Raw genomic sequence first — 20,808 nt, forward strand, 5'->3', positions numbered from 1 at the left:
GAAAACGTTTCAGGAGAGCCTGTCATGACGGCGACCGCTCCGGTCGAGGATGTTGCAACCGAACTGCGCGCGCAGGCCGAGATCGCCGGCGCCTGGCCGTTCGAGGAAGCCCGCAAGATCGTCGAGCGCCTGAAGCGGAAACCCAAGGACGAGGTTCTGTTCGAGACCGGCTACGGCCCCTCGGGCCTGCCGCATATCGGCACGTTCGGCGAGGTGGCGCGCACCACCATGGTGCGCCACGCCTTCCATGTGCTGACCGACGGCAAGATCCCGACGCGGCTGTTGTGCTTCTCCGACGACATGGACGGGATGCGCAAGATTCCGGACAACGTGCCGGACCCGGCGGCGCTGAAGCCCTATCTGCAAATGCCGCTCACCAAGGTGCCGAATCCGTTCGGCGGCGGCTATGCCAGCTTCGGCGACCACAACAACGCGATGCTGCGCCGCTTTCTCGATACGTTCGGCTTCGACTACGAATTCGCCAGCGCCACCGAGTATTACGCTTCCGGCAAGCTCGACGCCGTGCTGCTGAAGGCGGCGGAAAAGTATGACGCCATCATGGGCGTGATGCTGCCGACTCTGGGCGAGGAGCGGCAGGCGACCTATTCGCCGTTCCTGCCGATCTCGCCGACCTCGGGCCGCGTGCTCTACGTGCCGCTGAAGAACGTCGATGCCAAGGCCGGCACCATCACCTTCACCGACGAGGACGGGGTGGACAAGACCGTCCCCGTCACCGGCGGCCATGTGAAGCTGCAGTGGAAGCCGGATTTCGGCGCCCGCTGGGCGGCGCTCGACGTCGATTTCGAGATGTTCGGCAAGGACCACCAGACCAACGCCCCGGTCTATGACGCCATCTGCAACATTCTCGGCGGGCTGGCGCCGGAGCATTATGTCTACGAGCTGTTCCTCGACGAGGTCGGCCAGAAGATCTCGAAGTCCAAGGGCAACGGCATCACCATCGACGACTGGCTGACCTATGCCAGCCCGGAGAGCCTGGCGCTGTACATGTTCCAGTCGCCGCGCTCGGCCAAGAAGCTGCATTTCGACGTGATCCCGAAGGCGGTGGACGAGTATTTCAACTTCCTCGCCCGCTATCCCGCGCAGGACTGGAAGACCCGGCTCGGCAATCCGGTGTGGCATATCCATGCCGGCAACCCGCCGCAGATCGAGCTGCCGCTCAGCTTCGGCCTGCTGCTCAAGCTCGCCTCGGCATCGAATGCCGAGGACAAGGCGGTGCTGTGGCGCTTCATCGAGCGCTACGCGCCCGGCACCTCGCCGCAGACCAACCCGACCATGGACCAACTCGCCGGCTATGCGGTGCGCTATTTCATCGATCGCGTGAAGCCGTACCGTCAGTTCGACCTGCCCACGCCGTTCGAGGCGCAGGTGCTCGGCGAACTCGATGCGGCGCTGGCGGGTCTCGGCGATGTGGACGACGCGGAGATCCAGAACGTCATCCTCGACGTGGCGCGCGTGCACCCCGAATATCAGAACCTCAAGGCCAAGTCCCCGACGGGCGGTCCGGGTGTCTCGCGGGCGTGGTTCGAGATGCTGTACCGCACGCTGCTCGGCGAGAAGGAAGGCCCGCGCTTCGGCTCCTTCGTCGCGGCCTACGGCATTCCCGAGACCCGCACCCTGATCGCGCGGGCGCTCTCCGGCGAGCTGGCAAAGTCGGCCCCGTCTTCCGACGCGGCGTGACGGACATTCCCGCGGCGGCCTGACCGTCGCGGGTGCTTCCGCCGGGAGCCGGCGCGTCCTAACCTCGCGGAAAACGGGAGGACGCGATGACCGAGACAGGCCCCGACCACCATTCCCACGACGGCGAGCGCTGGAAGCATGACGGCGTGCGCGTCATCAAGGGCGACCAGCTGGATGCCAACACCGCGCAGACGCCGGGCATGTTCCGTCAGGCGGCGATCAACCATGCCCGCGTCGGCGCGCAGAAGATCTGGGCCGGCACGGTCACCATCCAGCCCGACGCCAAGACCGGCGTGCACCACCATGGCGCGCTGGAGAGCGTGATCTATGTGGTGCGAGGCAGGGCGCGGATGCGCTGGGGCGACCGCCTCGAATATGTCGCCGAGGCCGGGCCGGGCGACTTCATCTTCGTGCCGCCCTATGTGCCGCACCAGGAGATCAACGCCGATCCGGGCGCGCCGCTCGAATGCGTGCTGGTGCGCTCCGACAATGAGGCGGTGGTGGTCAACCTCACCGATGTCGCGCCGGTGGAGCAGCCGGAAACGGTTTATTGGATCGATCCGATCCATAAGGCTCCCGGCTGAAACGATCCGGCGTGCCGGGGCGTTGATGCCGGCTCGATGTGACATCCAGCGGACTCGCCCCGTGGGGTATGAGGCCGATCTTTCCGCTCCCCTTACTGGAGAACCCTATGATGCCCAGGCTCCTGGCCTTCTGCCTCACCATGCTGGCGCTGCTTAGCGTGATGCCCGATCCCGCTTCCGCCCAGCGGGCACCCTCCGGCAGCTATCTCGATACGTGCCGCAACGTGCAGCAGAACCGGAACTGGCTGTCCGCCAGCTGCCGCGATCTGCGCGGGCGCTGGCAGAACAGTTCACTGGACCTCGACCGTTGCCCGCGCGGCGCCGGCATCGCCAATGACAATGGCCGCCTCGTCTGCGGTCGCGGCGGCGGCGGTGGCGGCTTCGGCCCCGGACCCGGCATGAACCGCCGTCCGCCTCCGGGCACCTATATGGAGACCTGCCGCAACGCCGCGATGTTCGACGGCATTCTTCAGGCGAATTGCCGTACCGTGAATGGCCGTTGGGTCAATTCCTCGATCGATCCCCGGCGCTGCCGTGGCGACATCGCCAATTTCAACGGCCAGCTGCGCTGCCGCTGATCCTGACGCCGCCGGCGCGCAGAGCGTCCGGCGGCGTTCTCTCGGAGCGCTGGCCTCAGCCTGCCGCGCGGGTGGCCAGCGACTTCGCCCGCAGCGCGCTGAGCGAGGTGGTGGGGCTGAGGGCTTCGGGGTCGAGCTTCAGATGCACGATCGCCGGCAGGCCGCTCGCAAGCGCCGCTTCCAGCGCCGGGATCATCTCCTCATCGCGCTCCACCGTGGCGCCGAAGCCGCCAAAGGCGCGGGCATAGGCGGCGAAATCGGGGTTCTTCAGCGAGGTGCCGAACACGCGCGCGGGGTATTCGCGCTCCTGATGCATGCGGATGGTGCCGTACATGCCGTTATCGACCACGATGGCGAGGATCGGCACCTCATGCTGAACGGCGGTTGCGAATTCCTGGCCGGTCATCAGGAAATCACCGTCGCCGCACACCGCGACCGCGAGCTGTTCCGGCCGGGTGCGCTTCGCCGCCACCGCCGCCGGCAGGCCATAGCCCATCGAGCCGGAGGTCGGGGCGAGCTGGCTGCCAAAGGCGCGGAAGCGGTGGAAGCGGTGCACCCAGATCGCGAAATTGCCGGCGCCGTTGCAGATGGTGGTCTCGGCCGGCAGGTCGCGGAGCCAGCGCGTCAGCGTGCCCATCTGCACCGCACCGGGATTAGCGGGCACCTCCTCCGACCAGTTCAGATAGTCGGCCCGGGCCGCCTCGCGCCACGGAGCCCAGGCGACCGTGTTCGGCGGCTGCACGCCTTCCAGCGCGGCGGCGACGGCGGCCGGTGAGGCGTTGATCGCCAGCGTCGGCTGGTAGACCCGGCCCAGTTCCTCCGGGTCGGCATGGATGTGGACGAAATTCATCGCCGGGGAGGGGATGTCGAACAGCGTATAGCCCTGCGCGGGGACTTCGCTGAGCCGGCCGCCGAGCGCGATCACGAGATCGGCCTCCTTCAGCCGGGCGACCAGCTTCGGGTTGATGCCGAAGCCGACATCGCCGGCATAGCAGCGGTGATCGGCGGGAAACAGCATCTGCCGGCGGAAGCTCGCCGCGACCGGCAGATCGAAACGCTCGGCGAAACGCACCACGGAGGCGACCGCCCTGGCGTTCCAGCGGCTGCCGCCGAGCAGCAGCAGCGGGCGCTGCGCGCTCCATAGCAGCTTCTGCAGGCGCATCATGTCGGCATGGCCGGGCCAGGTTTCGGCGGGCTCCACGGCGGGCGCGTCGGGCACGCTGGCGATCTCCGCCAGCATGTCCTCGGGCAGCGCCACCACCACCGGGCCGGGCCGGCCCTGCATGGCGACGCGGAAGGCGCGGGCGATGATCTCGGGGATGCGCGCCGCCTCGTCGATCTCCACCGCCCATTTGGCCAGCGTGCCGAACACGGCGCGGTAATCCACCTCCTGGAACGCGCCGCGCCCGCGCATCGAGCGGGCGATCTGGCCGACGAACAGGAGCATCGGGGTGGAATCCTGTTCGGCGATATGCACGCCGGCGCTGGCATTGGTGGCGCCCGGACCGCGCGTGACGAAGCACACGCCCGGCCGGCCGGTGAGCTTGCCGACCGCCTCCGCCATCATCGCCGCGCCGCCCTCCTGCCGGCACACCACGAAGTCCAGCGCGGTGTCGGCCATGGCATCCAGCACGTCGAGATAGCTCTCGCCGGGGACGCCGAAGGCGCGGGTGACGCCGTGGCCGAGAAGGGCGTCGACGAGGATGCGGGCGCCGGTACGGGGAAGGGGAGCTTGGCTCATGGAACTGCGACTCGACGTAAGGAAAGGCGGGATGGAGGCATTATCCTAGGCGCCGCCACCGGCGAAGGCGAGGGCACTCAGAGGAAGCCGATCCACCGCCCCGCGACCAGCGCGCCCAGCCACAGCAGGGCGGAAATGCCGGCCAGAAGTCGCACGCGACCGGTGAGCGCGCCGCCGGCGATCGCCTGCCGGAAGCCGGCGCCAGCGTGCTGGAGCGCTACATTGCCGAGCGCCAGCGCGATGAGGCCCAGCTTCCACAGGAAGGCGGCATTGCCGGCATATTCCGCCGGCCGCACGCTGAACAGCCACAGCCCGGTCGGCACGGCGAGGCACAGGCCCGCCAGCGCGGCGCGGGAGAGAAACGGGCCGATCACCGCCAGCGGCACCGCGCGAAAGCAGCCCATCAGCCGCAGGTCCAGCGGCAGAACGGCGCCGAGCAACAGGCCGATGCCGAGAATATGCGCGGCATTGACGAACAGATAGGCCGTGCCCGAGCCCTGGAGCCACACCGCTCCCGGCCAGTTCCCCAAAGCCGCCAGCATGGGCCGCTCAATTGGTCGGAATGCGCTCGGGATACATGTCGTAATTGCGCCCGGCGATGGTGACGCGCACCGCCTTCATGTGCGGCTTGGCCTCGTCGCGCGACCTGTTGCCGAGCACGGTGATGGCATCGCCCTTCTGCGCGCTCATCGCGGTGAAGCCGGACGCATCGGTCTGGCGCGGGTTTCCGAGATCGACCTGCCAGACCTTGCCCTCCCTGTCGCGCACCTGAATCATGGGATGCGGCGGGGCGATGGCGACGCTCTCGACCGTGCCTTCCAGCGTCATCTGCTCGCTCTGCGCCCACGACCAGCCGTGATGGGCGAGGGCGGGGGACGCGGCGAGGAGAAGGCAGAGCGCGGGAACGCGAAGGATTCGCGCGGTGAAGATGGGCATGGGAGGCTCCTGTCGCTGCGGACGTCTCCCAGACTTATGGGGCGCAGGCGCGCCGCGACGAGCCGTGCCGGCCTCACATTTGCGCCAGCGCCCGTCAGGGCGCGGTATCCCGGCCGGAGCGGGGGCTCTTTCATGCCGCGCATGGTTCCGCGACGCCGGGATCGCTCCAGCGGACTGTCCGGCTGACGGTATGGGCAGGGCAGCGCGGGCCGAAAGACAGCCGCGGCCCACCCCCGGCGTCCCCGGAGGCCGAAGCCGGGCCGGGGCGCATGAGTGCGGGCGGGTGAGGCGCGGGCGCTAGACGTCCACGCTGGCGCGCAGGGCGTTGTCCTGGATGAACTCGCGGCGCGGCTCCACCACGTCGCCCATCAGCCGGTTGAACAGGTCGTCGGCATCGGCGACCTCCTTCACCTTGACCTGAAGCAGCGAGCGGGCGTTGACGTCGAGCGTGGTCTCCCAGAGCTGCTCGGCATTCATCTCGCCAAGGCCTTTGTAGCGCTGGAGCGTGACGCCCTTGCGGCCGGCATCGGTGGCGGCGTCGAACAGGTCCATCGGGCCGTGGACCACGATTTCCGTGCCCTTGCGGCGCAGCGTGGCGGCGTCGGCGTGGACTTCCTGAAGCTCGGCGGCGAGCGAATCCAGACGGCGTGCCTCGGCGGAGTTCACGAAGGCGGCGTCGAGCAATGCCACTTCCTTCACGCCGCGCACGGTGCGCACGAAGCGGAAGCCGGCTTCGTCCACTTCGGCGACCCATCCGCGCTCGGTGTCCTCGGCGATGATGTCGAGGCGCCGTGCCACGGTGGCGCCGACCACGTCGCGCTGTTCCTCTTCCCGCAGCAGGCCGGGGGCGAAGGCGCCGGCAATCGCCGCCTGCTCGACCACGGCGCGATTGTAGCGCGGGTGCAGGCCGTTCATCACATTACGGAAGGAGCGCGCGCTTTCCAGCACGGCGTGCAGGTCGGCGCCGGCACGCACCTCGCCATTGGCCATGAGCAGCGAGGCGTCTTCGAGGCCCTGCGAGATCAGGTAGTCCTCCAGCGAGCGCTCGTCCTTGAGGTACTGCTCGGACTTGCCACGCGAAACCTTATAGAGCGGCGGCTGGGCGATGTAGATGTGGCCGCGGTCGATGAGGTCGGGCATCTGCCGGAAGAAGAAGGTCAGCAACAGGGTGCGGATGTGGGAGCCGTCCACGTCCGCGTCGGTCATGATGATGATCTTGTGGTAGCGCAGCTTGTCGACATTGAAGTCGTCGCGGCCGATGCCGGTGCCGAGCGCGGTGATCAGCGTGCCGATCTGCTCGGAGGACAGCATCTTGTCGAAGCGGGCGCGCTCGACGTTCAGGATCTTGCCGCGCAGCGGCAGGATCGCCTGGAAGGCGCGGTTGCGGCCCATCTTGGCGGAGCCGCCGGCCGAGTCACCCTCGACGATGAAGATTTCGGACTTGGCCGGGTCGCGCTCCTGGCAGTCGGCGAGCTTGCCGGGCAGGGAGGCGACATCGAGCGGGTTCTTGCGCCGGGTCAGTTCGCGCGCCTTGCGGGCGGCCTCGCGGGCGGCGGCGGCTTCCACCACCTTGCCGACCACCGACTTGGCCTCGGCGGGATGCTCCTCAAGCCAGTTGTTCAGCGCGTCATTGACCAGCGCCTCGACCACCGGCCGCACTTCGGAGGAGACCAGCTTGTCCTTGGTCTGCGACGAGAATTTCGGGTCCGGCACCTTCACCGAGAGCACGGCGGTCAGCCCTTCGCGGCAATCCTCGCCCGTGGGGTCGACCTTTTCCTTCTTGGCGATGCCCGAGCGCTCGGAATAGCCGATGACCTGGCGCGTCAGCGCGGCGGCGAAGCCGGTGAAATGGGTGCCGCGATCACGCTGGGGAATGTTGTTGGTGAAGCACAGCACGTTCTCATGGTAGCTGTCGTTCCACGAGAGCGCGCATTCCACTGCGATGCCGTCCTTTTCGGCGCGGATCACCACAGGCGTCGGCAGCAGTGCCTGCTTGGAGCGGTCGAGATACTGCACGAAGGCCTCGACGCCGCCCTCATACATCATCTCCTCGCGCTTCACCTCGGCATGGCGGGCGTCGGTCAGCACGATGCGCACGCCGGAATTGAGGAAGGCGAGTTCGCGCAGCCGGTGCTCCAGCGTGGCGTAGCTGAATTCAATGTGGGTGAATGTCTGCGGGCTCGGCACGAAGGTGACCATGGTGCCGCGCTTGCCGGCCGGCGCCGGGCCGACCACGCGGAGCGGCGCCTCGGCGTCGCCATGGCGGAACCGCATGTGGTGTTCCTGGCCGTTGCGCCAGATGGTGAGGTCAAGCGTGGTGGAAAGCGCGTTCACCACCGAGACGCCGACGCCGTGCAGGCCGCCCGAGACCTTGTAGGAGTTCTGGTTGAACTTACCGCCGGCGTGGAGCTGGGTCATGATGACCTCGGCCGCCGAAACGCCTTCCTCGGTGTGAATGTCGGTCGGGATGCCGCGCCCGTTGTCGGTCACGGTGACGGAGCCGTCCGGGTTCAGCGTGACGGTCACTTCATCGGCATAGCCGGCCAGCGCCTCGTCAATGGCGTTGTCGACCACCTCATACACCATGTGGTGGAGGCCGGAGCCGTCATCGGTGTCGCCGATATACATGCCCGGCCGCTTGCGCACGGCGTCCAGCCCCTTCAGCACCTGAATGGACTGCGCGCCGTAATCTTCCGGCGTCGGGCTTTCGGAATCGGCCATGTGTTCAGCTCGTCGAATCGTTAAAGCGTTGAAATCTTTTGTAGCGCACTTGCACGGTTATTTCGCGGCAACCAGCACCGCCGCACCCGCCATGGCGGAGCCGCAGGCGCGGTTGATCAGCTTGATGGCGCGGGTATCGGCCACCAGATGCCGCGCGCGATGGGCGAGCGTGACATAGCTCGCAAACACCGCGCCCAGCACCACGACGATGACGCCGCACAGCTCGGCGAAGCCCAGCGTCGTCAGGTTCGCCACGTCGACGATGGTCGGCAGCAGAGCGAGATAGAACACCATCGCCTTGGGATTGCCGAGCGTCATGCCGAGGCCGGTGAGAAACAGGCCGAACGGGGATTCCGAGCGCCCGACCGTGGTCGCCTGCGCGGCATGGGCCGGCGCGGTCCACAGCTTCCAGGCGAGGTAGAGCAGGTAGCCGGCCGCTGCCAGCCGCACCACGATGAACAGCGAGCCGAGCGCCGCTGCCAGCGCGGCGAGGCCGAGCACGGCGGCGGCCAGCCACACCATGTCGCCGAGGATGATGCCCAGCACCAGCGGCGCCGCGCCCTCCCGGCCGCGCACCAGCGTGCGGGCGATCACCGCGATGACGCTGGGGCCCGGGGAGGCGGCGGCCAGCGCGAGCGCGGCGGCAAAGACGGTGATACCGACCAGATCCATGATGGCCCTTACGTGCGCGCGTGCGCGCGAAAGGTCAAGGCCTTGAGGGGGCGCCGCTTCAAGACGTCGCGTGGTGGCACACCGCCTCGATCCGGTTGCCGTCCGGGTCCAGCACGAAGGCGGCGTAATAGGACGCGTGATAGGCCGGGCGCAGGCCCGGGGCGCCGTCGTCGCGCCCGCCACTGGCGAGAGCGGCGGCGTGGAAGGCGTCGACCGCCGCCCGGTCGGGCGCCCGAAAGCACCAGTGGCGATTATCCGCCACCACCGCGCCACGCGAGGCGAGCACGGACAGATAGCTGTGGCCGTCATCGCCCATTCGGTTGCGGATGCCATAGCCGGCGCCGTGCGCGTCGCGCCGCACGCACGGCACGCCGAGCGCCTGCATGATCGCGTCATAGAACGGCAGGGCGCGGGCGGGATCGGAGACGGTGATGGAGACATGATCGAGCATGGCGCTATTCCCCCATGGCCGGCGCGACCTCGCCCGGCCGCACCTCGAAGCGCTCCGCCGCCGCGCCCAGCGCCGCGAAGGCGGCAGGGTCGGCGCCGGTCATCCACACCTGGCCGCCCAGCGCGTCCAGCGCCGCGAACAGTGCCGCGCGGCGCGCCGGGTCGAGATAGGCCACGACGTCGTCCAGCAGCATCACCGGCGCGCGTCCCGCCATGTCTCCGACCAGCCGGGCATGGGCGAGGGCGAGGCCGATGAGCAGCGCCTTCTGCTCGCCGGTGGAGCCCTGCGCAGCGGGGATCGCCTTGGGGCCGTGGCCGACCGTCAGGTCGGTGAGGTGCGGCCCGTCCAGCGCGCGGCCGGCCGCGCGGTCGCGGGGGCGGGCGGCGCGCAGCGTGGCGCGATAGGCGTCTTCGACCATGGTGGCCGGCTCGCGTGCCAGAGCGCGCTCGGTCTCGCCTTCCAGCGCCACTGTCGCCCAGGGGAACAGGGAGGTGTCGTCGCGCCCGGCCTGAATGCCGGCGTTCAGGCGCCGCACCGCCTCCAGCCGCGCGGCGGCGACGGCGATGGCGAGCGCGGCCAGCTCCTGCTCGACGGCATCGAGATAGCGCGGATCGGTGCCCATTTCTTCCAGCAGCCGGTTGCGGGCGCGCAGGGCCCGCTCTAGCGCGTTCACGCGCGCGCCATGCTCGGCGTCGACGGCGAGAACCAGCCGGTCGAGAAAGCGGCGGCGCTCGGCCGGCGGGCCGGTGAACAGGCCGTCCATTTCCGGGGTGAGCCAGACCACGCGCAGATGATCGGCAAAGGCGCTCGCCGAGCCGACGCTCTCGCCATCGATCCGGCAGCGGCGGGTGCGGGCGCCTTCCGCACCGTCCTCGACGCCGGTGCCCAGATGCACCTCGCCGAACACGCCCTCCACGGTGGCGGAAACCGCCCAGCCGGCGGTGTGCGGCTCGCCTTCGGCCGTGCGCGCCGCGAACTGGTCGAGGTTTGCCCGGCGCAGGCCGCGGCCGGGGGCGAACAGCGAGATGGCTTCGAGCAGATTGGTCTTGCCGGCGCCATTGGGGCCGACGAGCACGACCGGCCCGCGCCCGGCCCGGATTTCCGCCGCGTGATAGCTGCGGAAATGCGACAGCCTCAGGCGGGTGATGCGGGCGGGGGCGGTGACAGGCGGGCTCACACGCGCATCGGCATCAGCACATAGAGCGCGCCGCGCTTGTCCGGGTCCTGCATCAGCGTGGGGGAGCCGGGATCGGCCAGCTTCAGCTCGGCCGTGCCCCCCTCGATCTGCGAGGTGATGTCGAGCAGATAGCGGCTGTTGAAGCCGATATCGATCGGCTCGGCGGCGTATTCGACTTCCAACTCCTCGGTCGCGCTGCCCGAATCCGGGTTGGTGACCGAGAGGGTGAGCTTGCCATCGCCGATGGAGAGCTTGACCGCGCGGCCGCGCTCGCTGGCGACGGTCGACACGCGGTCGACGGCGGCGGCGAAGTCGGCCTTGTCCACGATCAGCGTCTTGTCGTTGCCGGTCGGAATCACGCGGCCATAATCGGGGAAGGTGCCGTCGATCAGCTTGGAGGTCAGCACCACGCGGTCGAGCGAGACGCGGATCTTCGAGGAGGACAGCTCCACCGTGACGCTGGCCTCGCCATCCTCGGCCAGACGCTGGATTTCGGCGACCGCCTTGCGCGGCACGATCACGCCCGGCATGCCCTCCGTGCCAGCGGGGGCGGCGGTCTGCGCCTGGGCGAGACGGTGGCCGTCGGTCGCCACCGCGCGCAGCACCGGGCCGCCGGCCTCGGCGACATGCAGGTAGATGCCGTTCAGATAATAGCGGGTCTCCTCGGTCGAGATGGCGAACTGGGTCTTGTCGACCAGTCGCTTGAGCTCGGCGGCCGAGAGGGTGAAGCGGTGCGACAGTTCGCCGGCCGCGAGGTCCGGGAACTCGTTTTCCGGCAGGGTCTGCAGCGCGAAGCGCGAACGGCCGGCGCGCACGGTGAGCGTGCCACGATCGCCCGACGTCTCGATCTGCACCTGCGAGCCCTCGGGCAGCTTGCGCACGATGTCGTAGATGGTGTGCGCGGGCACCGTGGTCGCGCCTTCCTGGCCGACTTCGGCGGGGATGGTCTCGACGATCTCGATGTCGAGGTCGGTGGCGCGCAAAGCGAGGCCGCGCGCATCCGTGCGCATCAAGACGTTGGCAAGGATCGGAATCGTATTGCGACGCTCAACGACACGATGAACGTGGGCGAGAGACTTGAGCAACTCGGCCCGCTCGACGGTGACCTTCATGGCCGCAACACCCGTAAACTCGGAGAAACGGAAGGCGCACGGGGCGGATGCGCGGGGACGGACCTTAACGCAATCACGCCCCGGCGGGCAGCGCGGGCGCGCCGCCGGGGCGACGACATTGCCGCCCCCGCCGCCGCATGGCAAGGCAGGGGTGGCCTGTCCGGTCGAATTAGTGGGGATAATAAGCGGAGAAAACGGGGAAAACGCGCGGTTTTCCCCGGAGCACGCCCGGAGTGGCGCCTATTCGTTGACGAGACGCTTCAGGGTCTCGACTTCATCGGCCAGCGCGCGGTCGCTGCCGACCAGGTTCTCGATCTTGCGGACCGCGTGCAGCACCGTGGTGTGATCGCGCCCGCCGAAACGCCGGCCGATCTCGGGTAGCGAGCGCAGCGTCAGCGTCTTGGCCAGATACATCGCCACCTGACGCGGCTTCACCACATTGGCGGTGCGGCGCTGCGAGAGAATGTCGGCGCGGGTGACGTTGTAGTGCTTGGCGACGATGCGCAGGATATCGTCGACGCGCACGCGCTTGGGCTCGGTGGAGCGCACGAGGTCGCGCACCGCGGTCTCGGCCATTTCCAGCGTGATGGCGCTGGAGGTGAGCTGGTTATGCGCCAGCAGGCGGTTCAGCGCGCCGTCGAGGTCGCGCCCGTTCTGCCCGCAATTGCGCGCGATGAAGGAGAGCACGTCCGCCGGCACGTTGAAGCCGGGATGGCCTTGAGCCAGCGCGTTGACGCGGGCGGAGAGGATGTCGAGCCGCAGTTCCTCGTCGAGCGGGGCGATCTCCACCACGAGCCCGCCGGCAAGGCGCGAGCGCACGCGCTCTTCCAGCGCGTCGAGTTCCGCCGGGGGACGGTCGGCGGCGATGACGACCTGACGGCCGGAATCCATCAGCGCGTTGAGCGTGTGGCAGAATTCCTGCTGCACGGTCTTGCCCTGCAGGAACTGGAGGTCGTCGATCACCAGCGTGTCGATGCCGCGCAGCTGCTCCTTGAAGGCCAGCGAGGACTGGTTCTTCAGCGCCTGCACGAAGCCATACATGAAGCGCTCGGCCGTCAGATACACCACGCGGCGGCCATGTTCGGGGCCAGCGGCGGTGATGGCCTGAAGCAGGTGGGTCTTGCCCAGGCCCACGGCGGCATGAAGATAAAGCGGGTTGAACACCGGGCCGCTGCCGGCCGGAGCCTCGGCCAGCTTGAGCGCGGCGGCATGGGCCAGCCGGTTCGACGAGCCGAGCCGATAGGTGTTGAAGGTCAGGCGCGGGTCCAGCGGCGAGCCGGTGCCCGACGAGACGGACTCGACGATGATCGGCGCGGCGCGGCTTCCCTCGCTCGCGGCCGGCTGCGGGGCCGGGCGGACGACGGCGCGCATCGGGGCGGCGGTCGCGCCGGGGGAGCGCAGCACGGCGGTGCGTACGATGATGTCGACGCGGGCATCCGGCATCTCGCCCTGCCAGAGCGCGTTCAGCCGCTCGATATAATGCTGCTGAATCCAGGTCTTCAGGAAGCGCGTGGGCACCGAGAGCCGTACCGTGCCGCCATGGATGTCGTCCAGTTCGATGCGGGGGAACCAGCTCGAATACACCTCTTCCCCGATTTCCGCGCGCAGGCGGCGGCGTACCCGCTCCCACGCTTCGCGCGCGCCACCGTTGATACCGTCAAACGCACCTTCACGCTCGATAGGCCCGCCAAGCGCCGGTTTGGAACTTGGGACCTCAAGGCTGCTGGACTTCATCATGGTCTGCTCCGCGCGTTTTTGCGGTTTATTGGGACCGTCACGAACAAAGTGCCACGTCGGCGGCAGGCGCAGGCCCGCCGTCGGAGCTCAGCATTCGCGTCGGAGATGAAAGGCGTTCCGCCGGGGAGCCGGCGGCCGGAAGCTGCCGGACCGCTACGCGACGTAGCGAAGCGGCGAGGCGGGCTCGATCTTACAGATTTCGGGCGAAGTCGAGGCGGAGCCTGACGAAGCTTCCGTGATGTCGTCCGGTGTGACCGTGGCGGTCGTCCGGCCTGCGGTTCCGCATGGTGCGAAACCGACACATCCTGTGCGCGCATCCGGCTGCGCGCCCGAGCCATTGATCATAGTTGCCCCTTCGCGGCAAGATGCTTGCCGTCCCTGTAGAAGATCTCATTTTTATAAATTACAACTACAAGAGAACGCAGGAAGAACACGTCACCGGTATAACGTCGATTGCAACGTCATGCCGATGTAGTTCCTCAAGCGGCGCGTTCCAAGAAGTGGGGGCGGATACAAGAAGTGCACAGAAATCCCCTCCCACTCCAGAATGAGTAGTTTTTGAACTCAACTTTTCGCTGAGGTGCCCGACGGATCGGATGAAGAGAACATACACAGCGGCCCCGCCCGGCGCAACGCTCTTGGCGCATTGCGGCCCTGCGCGAGGCGGTCCGAGGCGGCGAATCGGCCGCTCCCGACACGAACCTTGGCCGGCAAATCTCTGACTCCCTTGCGAGAATCACGAGCCTGCAAAAGGGCGCGCCATGAGGGCTATTTTTTCCGCAGTGTCACCTTGACGGGGGAGGCGAGAGCCGATTCTCCACCGCTTTGATCACCTGTCCCATAAGCGCATGTTATTAAAGGGTAATTTCTGCGCGGCGCGTGTCGAATTCTGCCGGTTGTGACCGTGCTTTCGCCCTGCTTCGGGGTCGCTTTTGAGTCAAGTAGGCATTTGCCGGACCGTCGCGACACTTCGGGGGAACCGGGTGTCATGTGACAGTTATGCAACGCCCTTTGCGCGGCCCGGCCGTGGCTGCGACCCAAGGGAAGGGAGGCCTGTTCCGGCCGGCGGTCGCGCGGGTGCCGGGAGCGGCAAACGCAAAAAGCCCGGCGTTAAGCCGGGCCTTGCATTCTACTTGTGATTGCGTCCCGATAACGGGCCGCGATCAGGCGCTGAGCTTGGCGAGCCGCTGAGCGAGACGGGACACCTTGCGCGACGCGGTGCTCTTGTGGAGCACGCCCTTCTGGGCAGCGCGCATGATTTCCGGCTCGGCAGCCTTGAACGCGACGCCGGCAGCGGCGCTGTCGCCGGAAGCGATGGCTTCCTCGACCTTGCGCACAAAGGTCCGCATCCGCGAGCGGCGGTCCTTGTTGATCTCCGTGCGGCGCGCGATCTTGCGGGCTGCCTTTTTGGCGGAGGGCGTATTGGCCATCGGCCGTCCTCTTCATCGTCGCAAGGGCGAGGGCTAGCCTCTCCATTGCCGGGAATGTCTGTGACACAGGTGATACGGGGCCGACCAGGGGACGCCCCGCGTGAGTGGGCGGCTTATAGTCGGCGCCCGCCCTTCCGTCAATATGCGACGCCTGCGCGATGAGGGCCTCGCGGGCTGTTCCTAAGAATTTCTAAACGATGCCGCGCGCTTTTCGCTGAAGGCAGCCATGCCTTCCTTCTGATCGGCGGTGGCGAACAGGGCCTGGAACAGGCGCCGCTCGAATCGAATCCCCTCGGCGAGCGTGGTCTCGAAGGCCCGGTTGACGCTCTCCTTGGTCATGATCACGGCCGGGAGCGACAGGTCGGCGATGCGGGCCGCGACCTTCATCGCCTCGCTCATCAGCTCGGCGAGCGGCACCACGCGGGAGACGAGGCCGCAGCGGTCGGCCTCCTCGGCGGTGAGGTTGCGGCCGGTCAGGCACATCTCCATCGCTTTGGCCTTGCCGATGGCGCGGGTGAGGCGCTGGGAGCCGCCGGCGCCGGGCATGATGCCGAGCTGGATTTCCGGCTGGCCGAAGCGCGCATTGTCGGCGGCGAGGATGATGTCGCACATCATCGCGATCTCGCAGCCTCCGCCCAGCGCATAGCCCGCCACCGCCGCCACCACCGGCTTGCGGCAGCGCGAGAGCCGCTCCCAGCTGGTGATGAAGTCCTCCACATAGGTCGCCGGGAAGGCGAGGGCCTGCATCTCCTTGATGTCGGCGCCCGCCGCGAAGGCGCGCTCCGAGCCGGTGAGGACTATGCAGCCGATTCCGGCATCGGCCTCGAAGCCGTCCAGCGCCAGGTTCAGTTCCGCGATCAACGCGCCGTTGAGCGCGTTCAGCGCCTTGGGGCGGTTGAGCGTGATGACGCCGACGCGTCCATTGGTCTCGACGATGATGGTGTCATACGCCATGGCGGGCGCGTCTCCCCATGTTGGACTGCCGCCTATCGCTGGCAGGCGGCACAATAAAAGGTGGAGCGGGCATTCTGCACAAGCCGCGCGATCCGGCCCCCGCAGCCCGGTGTGGTGCACAGCTCGCCCTCGCGGTCATAGGCGCGGAACCGGTGCTGGAAATAGCCGAGCGTGCCGTCGACCTGAGCATGGTCGCGCAGCGTCGAGCCCCCGGCAAGGATCGCCTCGTTGAGGATCAGACGGATCGCCTCCACCAGCCGTTCCGCTTCCGCGTCCGTGAGCGTCGAGGCCGGGCGCTCCGGCGCGAGCCCCGCGCGGTGCAGCGCCTCGCAGACATAGATGTTGCCGAGCCCGGCGACGACCTTCTGGTCGAGCAGCGTGGCTTTCAGCGAGGAGGCGCGCCGCGCGCTGGCCGCGATGAGGCGTCCGGCGTCGAAGGCGTTGCCCAGCGGCTCCGGCCCGATGTCGCGGAACAGCGGATGCGCCTCGATCTCCCCGCGCGGCACCAGCAGCATGGCACCGAACCGCCGGGGGTCGTTATAGACCACGCGGGCGCCACCCTCGATGTCGAGCACGACGTGGTCATGCGTCTCCAGCGTCGAGCGCGGCAGGGCGAAGGCGCCGGGTGTCACGACGTCCACCTCGGGCATCTCGATGCGGAACGAACCGGACATGCCCAGATGCATGACCAGCACCTCGCCGCCCTCCGACACGTCGTCCACAGGGGAAAGGTCGGCCAGAAGATATTTGGCCCGCCGCCCCAGGCTCTCGACGCGCCGGCCGGAGAGACGCTCGGCGAAGCGCTCGGGGAGCGGCCAGCGCAGATCGGGCCGCCGCGCCAGCGCCTGCATGATGAGGCGCCCCTCCATCACCGGCGCGAGGCCCCGGCGCACGGTCTCGACCTCGGGAAGTTCGGGCATGCAGGCGTCCTGTCCGTGGGTGAGCGCTGCCCTCTATATAAGAGAGTGCGCCCGCAGATACGCGTCGAGTTCGCCTGCGGCGCGGAAGCGGTGGGCCAGCAGCCCGGCGTCGAGGGCGCCGGCGGTATTGGCTTCCTTGTCGTCGATCATCACCGCCTGTTCCGGCGCGGCGCCGTAGAGCGCGGCCAGGCGGCGAAAGATCGCCGGGTCCGGCTTCTTGGTCCCGAACTCGGCGGCGACATGCATGTTCGGGCCGAATACGGCGCGCAACTCCGGCACCAGCGTGTCGAAATGCGTCTTCATCAGGTGGCCGTTATTGGTCAGCAGCGCCACCGGCGTGCGCCGCGCGACCTCTGCGGCAAGGCCGATGGTGTCCGGCGTCAGCGTCATCGCCAGCCCGCGCGTGCGCAGCCAGTCATCCTCGCCGAATGGAATGCCGAGCGTGGCGGCCACCGCGTCGAGATAGGCCTGCGCGGATAGCCGGCCGGCATCGGCGGCATCCTCGATCCCGCTGTCCCAGATGCGACGGGCGACCTCTTCGGGCTCGATGCCCGCCATGCGCGCGATGGCGGACTGGCGCGCCTGCACGTCGTAGTGCAGCAGCACGTCGTCCATGTCGAAGATGACGAGGCGGATCGGGGAAGGGGAGTTCGCCACGGCGTCTGACTCAGGGCAGCGCCGCGAAGCCTTCACCGAAGCCTTTCAGGCTGAGCGGTATGCCGATTCCCTCTTCCGGGGTCTGGAAGACGATGAAGGTGGCGTTGGTGCCGTTGCGGAGCTGCTCCACCAGCTTGTCGTCCATCACCACCTCGGCGACGCAGCCATTGGGCACGCAGCGCACGAAGCCGGCGCGGCCGACATCGGCATTGTCGATCTTCAGCCCGAGGCCGGAGGGCAGCAGCACGCCGAGCGGGGCGAGAACGCGCAGCAGGCGGCTCTGCTGGTCGGCGGTCTTCAGGATGATGACGGTGAGGCCGACATTGGGCCGATCATCGGCCTGCACGCTCTGCAGCAGCACGCACTGCTCGGACTGGGCGCCGGGCGGCGTGTCGCAGCGGATCTGCCACTCGCCATGCACCGACTTCACCACGCCCTGGGCCATGGCGCCTCCCGCCGCGATGGTGAGGGCGGCAAAGACGACGGCGGCCGCGATGGCGGAGCGCAGGGCCGGAAACCCGGGCATGGGCTGGTCTCCCAACTAAACGAATTACGAACGGACTTCACAAGAATCAGGCGCGATAGGCAAGGCGAATCGCCCCGTTCGCCGTACCGCCCCCTCTGAGCGGCAAGGGGGTACAACGCATCAGCGCGATGTCAAGAATGCGGCGGAGGGGGCCGGTTGGAAGATGGAACGGTTCCAGGCACCCGACGTCATGTCGCAGACAAGAGCGGCGTTGTCTCGTTGCTCGGGTGTCCGTTTTGTGTTTGATGAATGTCAAATGCCACCTGTTCGACAGGCGGTCCTGCATTGCCGCGACCACGTGGCAGGGGAGTTGATGGGAGTGACGATCGCGATGAACTCGTGGATCAGGAATGCCAAGCGCACCGGCGCTGGTCTGTTTGGGGGGATGATCGCCGGCCTTGGCCTGTTCCTCGTCGGCATGGGTTCGGCCTTTGCCGGAACGGGCCAGCCTTCGCCGTGGGAGATCAATCTCCAGGCGGCGGCGACACCGGTAATGGAGAGCATCCATTCGTTCCACGAGTTCCTGCTGGCCATCATCATTGCGGTGGTTCTGCTGGTTCTGGTGCTGCTTATCGTGGTGGCGCTGAAGTTCAACGAAAAGGCCAATCCGGTTCCCTCGCGCACCACCCACCACACGCTCATCGAGGTGGTGTGGACGGTGGTGCCGGTGCTGATTCTGGTCGCGATCGCGATTCCGTCCTTCCGGCTGCTGTTCCTGCAGCTCGACGTGCCCGAGGCGGACCTGACCATCAAGGTCACCGGTCACCAGTGGTACTGGTCCTATGAATATCCCGATGACGGCGCCTTCAGCTTCGACAGCATGATGGTGCCGACCGACGAACTGAAGCCCGGCCAGCCGCGACTGCTCGCCGTGGACAACGAGGTCGTCGTGCCGGTCAACAAGATCGTGCGCATCCAGGTCACCGCGGCGGACGTGATCCATTCCTTCGCCGTGCCGTCTTTCGGCGTGAAGATCGACGCCATTCCGGGCCGCCTGAACGAGAGCTGGTTCAAGTCGACCAAGGAAGGCATCTTCTACGGCCAGTGCTCCGAGCTCTGCGGCAAGGACCATGCCTTCATGCCGCTCGCCATCCGTGTGGTGACGGAAGAGGCCTATGCCGCCTGGCTCGCCGAGGCGAAGCAGAAGTTCGCGGGCGCTGCCGCGCCCGCGACCTATGCGCTGAACGACATGCCGGCGCCGGAGGCCGCTCCGGCGCGTTGATGCCGGGGCGCCTGTCTGCGCAAGTTCGATTTGAAAGTATAGAAAGCGTGTGAAAGCACGCGAATGAGGGACGGTTCTATGGCCACATATGCAGCCGGTCATGCGGGCGATCCGACGGGTTGGAAGCGTTGGGTCTACTCGACCAACAACAAGGACATCGGCGTGATGTACCTGATCTTCGCGATTGTCGCGGGGATCGTGGGCGGCGCCTTGTCCATCGGCATCCGCATGGAGTTGCAGGAGCCGGGGATGCAGATCTTCTCCGATCCGCAGACCTTCAACGTGTTCACCACCGGCCACGGCCTCATCATGATCTTCTTCATGGTGATGCCCGCCATGATCGGCGGCTACGGCAACTATTTCATCCCGCTGATGATCGGCGCGCCGGATACCGCCTTCCCGCGCATCAACAACGTGGCGTTCTGGCTGCTGCCGCCGGCCTTCGCGCTGGCCCTTCTCTCGCTGTTCGTCGAAGGCGCGCCCGGCTCCAACGGCTTTGGCGGCGGCTGGACCATCTATCCGCCGCTCTCCTCCAAGCTCGGCCACCCCGGCCCGGCGATGGACCTGCTGATTCTCTCGCTGCACATCGCCGGCGCTTCCTCGATCCTCGGCGCGATCAACCTGATCACCACCATCCTGAACATGCGCGCGCCGGGCATGACCCTGCACAAGATGCCGCTGTTCGCCTGGTCGCAGCTCGTCACGGCCTTCCTGCTGCTGCTGTCCCTGCCGGTTCTGGCGGGCGCCATCACCATGTTGCTGACGGACCGCAATTTCGGCACCACCTTCTTCGCCCCCGATGGCGGCGGTGACCCGATCCTGTTCCAGCACCTGTTCTGGTTCTTCGGCCACCCGGAAGTGTACATCCTGATCCTGCCCGGCTTCGGCATCGTCTCGCATATCGTGTCGACCTTCTCGAAGAAGCCGATCTTCGGCTATCTCGGCATGGCCTATGCGATGGTCGCGATCGGCGTGGTCGGCTTCGTGGTGTGGGCGCACCATATGTACACGGTCGGCCTGTCGTCCTCGACCCAGGCCTATTTCGTGGCCGCGACGATGATCATCGCCATTCCCACGGGCGTGAAGATCTTCTCCTGGATCGCGACCATGTGGGGCGGCTCGATCTCGTTCCGGGTGCCGATGCTGTGGTCGATCGGGTTCATCTTCCTGTTCACCGTCGGCGGCGTCACCGGCGTGGTGCTCTCCAATGCCGGCATCGACCGCTCGCTGCACGACACTTATTACGTGGTGGCCCACTTCCACTACGTGCTGTCGCTTGGCGCCGTGTTCGCCATCTTCGCCGGCTGGTACTACTGGGCGCCGAAGATGTTCGGCTACATGTACAGCGAGGGCATCGCCAAGGTGCACTTCTGGCTGACCTTCGTCGGCGTGAACCTGGTGTTCTTCCCGCAGCACTTCCTCGGCCTCGCCGGCATGCCGCGCCGCTATGCGGACTATCCGGACGCCTTCGCCGGCTGGAACTTCGTCTCCTCGATCGGCTCCTACATCTCGGGCTTCGCGGTGCTGGTGTTCCTGTTCGGCGTGTGGCGCATGTTCGCCGCCAAGGTGCCGGCCGGTGCCAATCCCTGGGGCGAAGGCGCGACCACGCTGGAGTGGACGCTGCCGTCTCCCCCGCCCTATCACCACTTCGAGACGCTGCCGCGTATCAAGTGAGGGTGGAGTGCGCCGGCA

The 20,808-nt window shown here is 67.5% G+C and carries 19 protein-coding genes; 5 read left to right on the top strand and 14 right to left on the bottom strand.

Annotated elements, in window-relative coordinates:
- Positions 1 to 24 precede the first annotated feature (24 nt).
- From MKI84_RS12360 to MKI84_RS12370, 3 genes are all read left to right on the top strand, one after another.
- On the top strand, positions 25 to 1,698 hold the full coding sequence (locus MKI84_RS12360; RefSeq protein WP_241619837.1) for a lysine--tRNA ligase: 1,674 nt from the start codon (positions 25 to 27) through the stop codon (positions 1,696 to 1,698).
- A gap of 86 nt (positions 1,699 to 1,784) precedes the next feature.
- A complete protein-coding gene (locus MKI84_RS12365; RefSeq protein ID WP_241619839.1) occupies positions 1,785 to 2,282 on the top strand; it encodes a cupin domain-containing protein in 498 nt (165 codons plus the stop codon).
- A 107-nt stretch (positions 2,283 to 2,389) separates the two neighbouring features.
- Positions 2,390 to 2,860, top strand: coding sequence for a CVNH domain-containing protein (locus MKI84_RS12370; RefSeq protein WP_241619842.1), 471 nt, complete (start codon positions 2,390 to 2,392; stop codon positions 2,858 to 2,860).
- A 55-nt stretch (positions 2,861 to 2,915) separates the two neighbouring features.
- Here the strand turns inward: MKI84_RS12370 and MKI84_RS12375 are convergent, their stop codons facing one another.
- The 14 genes from MKI84_RS12375 to MKI84_RS12440 all read right to left on the bottom strand — a co-directional run bounded on the left by MKI84_RS12375 (position 2,916) and on the right by MKI84_RS12440 (position 17,894).
- Positions 2,916 to 4,601 carry a thiamine pyrophosphate-binding protein gene (locus MKI84_RS12375; protein WP_241619844.1) on the bottom strand — a complete coding sequence of 562 codons (1,686 nt, stop codon included), beginning with the start codon at positions 4,599 to 4,601 and terminating at the stop codon, positions 2,916 to 2,918.
- Between the two features lie 77 nt (positions 4,602 to 4,678).
- Complete coding sequence (locus tag MKI84_RS12380) at positions 4,679 to 5,143, bottom strand: DUF2214 domain-containing protein (protein ID WP_241619846.1); 465 nt, start codon at positions 5,141 to 5,143, stop codon at positions 4,679 to 4,681.
- A gap of 7 nt (positions 5,144 to 5,150) precedes the next feature.
- Positions 5,151 to 5,537, bottom strand: a complete 387-nt coding sequence (locus MKI84_RS12385; protein ID WP_241619848.1) for a DUF6152 family protein — start codon at positions 5,535 to 5,537, stop codon at positions 5,151 to 5,153.
- 297 nt (positions 5,538 to 5,834) lie between these two features.
- Positions 5,835 to 8,258 (bottom strand): DNA topoisomerase (ATP-hydrolyzing) subunit B, encoded by a 2,424-nt coding sequence (gene gyrB, locus MKI84_RS12390; protein ID WP_241619849.1) that lies wholly within the window; start codon positions 8,256 to 8,258, stop codon positions 5,835 to 5,837.
- Between the two features lie 57 nt (positions 8,259 to 8,315).
- Positions 8,316 to 8,930 (bottom strand): LysE family translocator, encoded by a 615-nt coding sequence (locus MKI84_RS12395; RefSeq protein ID WP_241619851.1) that lies wholly within the window; start codon positions 8,928 to 8,930, stop codon positions 8,316 to 8,318.
- 58 nt (positions 8,931 to 8,988) lie between these two features.
- Entirely contained in the window at positions 8,989 to 9,381 is a 393-nt protein-coding gene (locus MKI84_RS12400; RefSeq protein ID WP_241619853.1) for a VOC family protein, read from the bottom strand.
- Between the two features lie 4 nt (positions 9,382 to 9,385).
- Entirely contained in the window at positions 9,386 to 10,558 is a 1,173-nt protein-coding gene (gene recF / locus MKI84_RS12405; protein WP_241619854.1) for a DNA replication/repair protein RecF, read from the bottom strand.
- On the bottom strand, positions 10,555 to 11,670 hold the full coding sequence (gene dnaN, locus MKI84_RS12410; RefSeq protein WP_241619856.1) for a DNA polymerase III subunit beta: 1,116 nt from the start codon (positions 11,668 to 11,670) through the stop codon (positions 10,555 to 10,557). The genes recF and dnaN overlap by 4 nt, the downstream gene beginning before the upstream one ends.
- A 240-nt stretch (positions 11,671 to 11,910) precedes the next feature.
- Positions 11,911 to 13,323: a chromosomal replication initiator protein DnaA gene (dnaA, locus tag MKI84_RS12415; protein ID WP_342593636.1), complete on the bottom strand. Its 1,413-nt coding sequence runs from the start codon at positions 13,321 to 13,323 to the stop codon at positions 11,911 to 11,913.
- A gap of 1,247 nt (positions 13,324 to 14,570) precedes the next feature.
- Positions 14,571 to 14,837: a 30S ribosomal protein S20 gene (gene rpsT, locus MKI84_RS12420; RefSeq protein WP_241619859.1), complete on the bottom strand. Its 267-nt coding sequence runs from the start codon at positions 14,835 to 14,837 to the stop codon at positions 14,571 to 14,573.
- A gap of 180 nt (positions 14,838 to 15,017) precedes the next feature.
- Positions 15,018 to 15,791 (bottom strand): enoyl-CoA hydratase, encoded by a 774-nt coding sequence (locus tag MKI84_RS12425; protein WP_241619861.1) that lies wholly within the window; start codon positions 15,789 to 15,791, stop codon positions 15,018 to 15,020.
- A gap of 32 nt (positions 15,792 to 15,823) precedes the next feature.
- Entirely contained in the window at positions 15,824 to 16,711 is an 888-nt protein-coding gene (gene mutM / locus MKI84_RS12430) for a bifunctional DNA-formamidopyrimidine glycosylase/DNA-(apurinic or apyrimidinic site) lyase (RefSeq protein WP_241619863.1), read from the bottom strand.
- 33 nt (positions 16,712 to 16,744) lie between these two features.
- Positions 16,745 to 17,368 carry an HAD-IA family hydrolase gene (locus MKI84_RS12435; RefSeq protein WP_241619865.1) on the bottom strand — a complete coding sequence of 208 codons (624 nt, stop codon included), beginning with the start codon at positions 17,366 to 17,368 and terminating at the stop codon, positions 16,745 to 16,747.
- A 10-nt stretch (positions 17,369 to 17,378) separates the two neighbouring features.
- Positions 17,379 to 17,894 (bottom strand): invasion associated locus B family protein, encoded by a 516-nt coding sequence (locus MKI84_RS12440; protein ID WP_241619867.1) that lies wholly within the window; start codon positions 17,892 to 17,894, stop codon positions 17,379 to 17,381.
- Between the two features lie 313 nt (positions 17,895 to 18,207).
- Between MKI84_RS12440 and coxB the strand changes: the two genes are divergently transcribed.
- Both coxB and ctaD read left to right on the top strand, forming a co-directional pair.
- Entirely contained in the window at positions 18,208 to 19,116 is a 909-nt protein-coding gene (gene coxB / locus MKI84_RS12445) for a cytochrome c oxidase subunit II (RefSeq protein WP_342593633.1), read from the top strand.
- 78 nt (positions 19,117 to 19,194) lie between these two features.
- Positions 19,195 to 20,790, top strand: coding sequence for a cytochrome c oxidase subunit I (ctaD, locus tag MKI84_RS12450; RefSeq protein ID WP_241619869.1), 1,596 nt, complete (start codon positions 19,195 to 19,197; stop codon positions 20,788 to 20,790).
- Positions 20,791 to 20,808 lie beyond the last annotated feature (18 nt).

The sequence above is a fragment of the Ancylobacter gelatini genome (assembly GCF_022601675.1).
GTDB lineage: Bacteria > Pseudomonadota > Alphaproteobacteria > Rhizobiales > Xanthobacteraceae > Ancylobacter > Ancylobacter gelatini.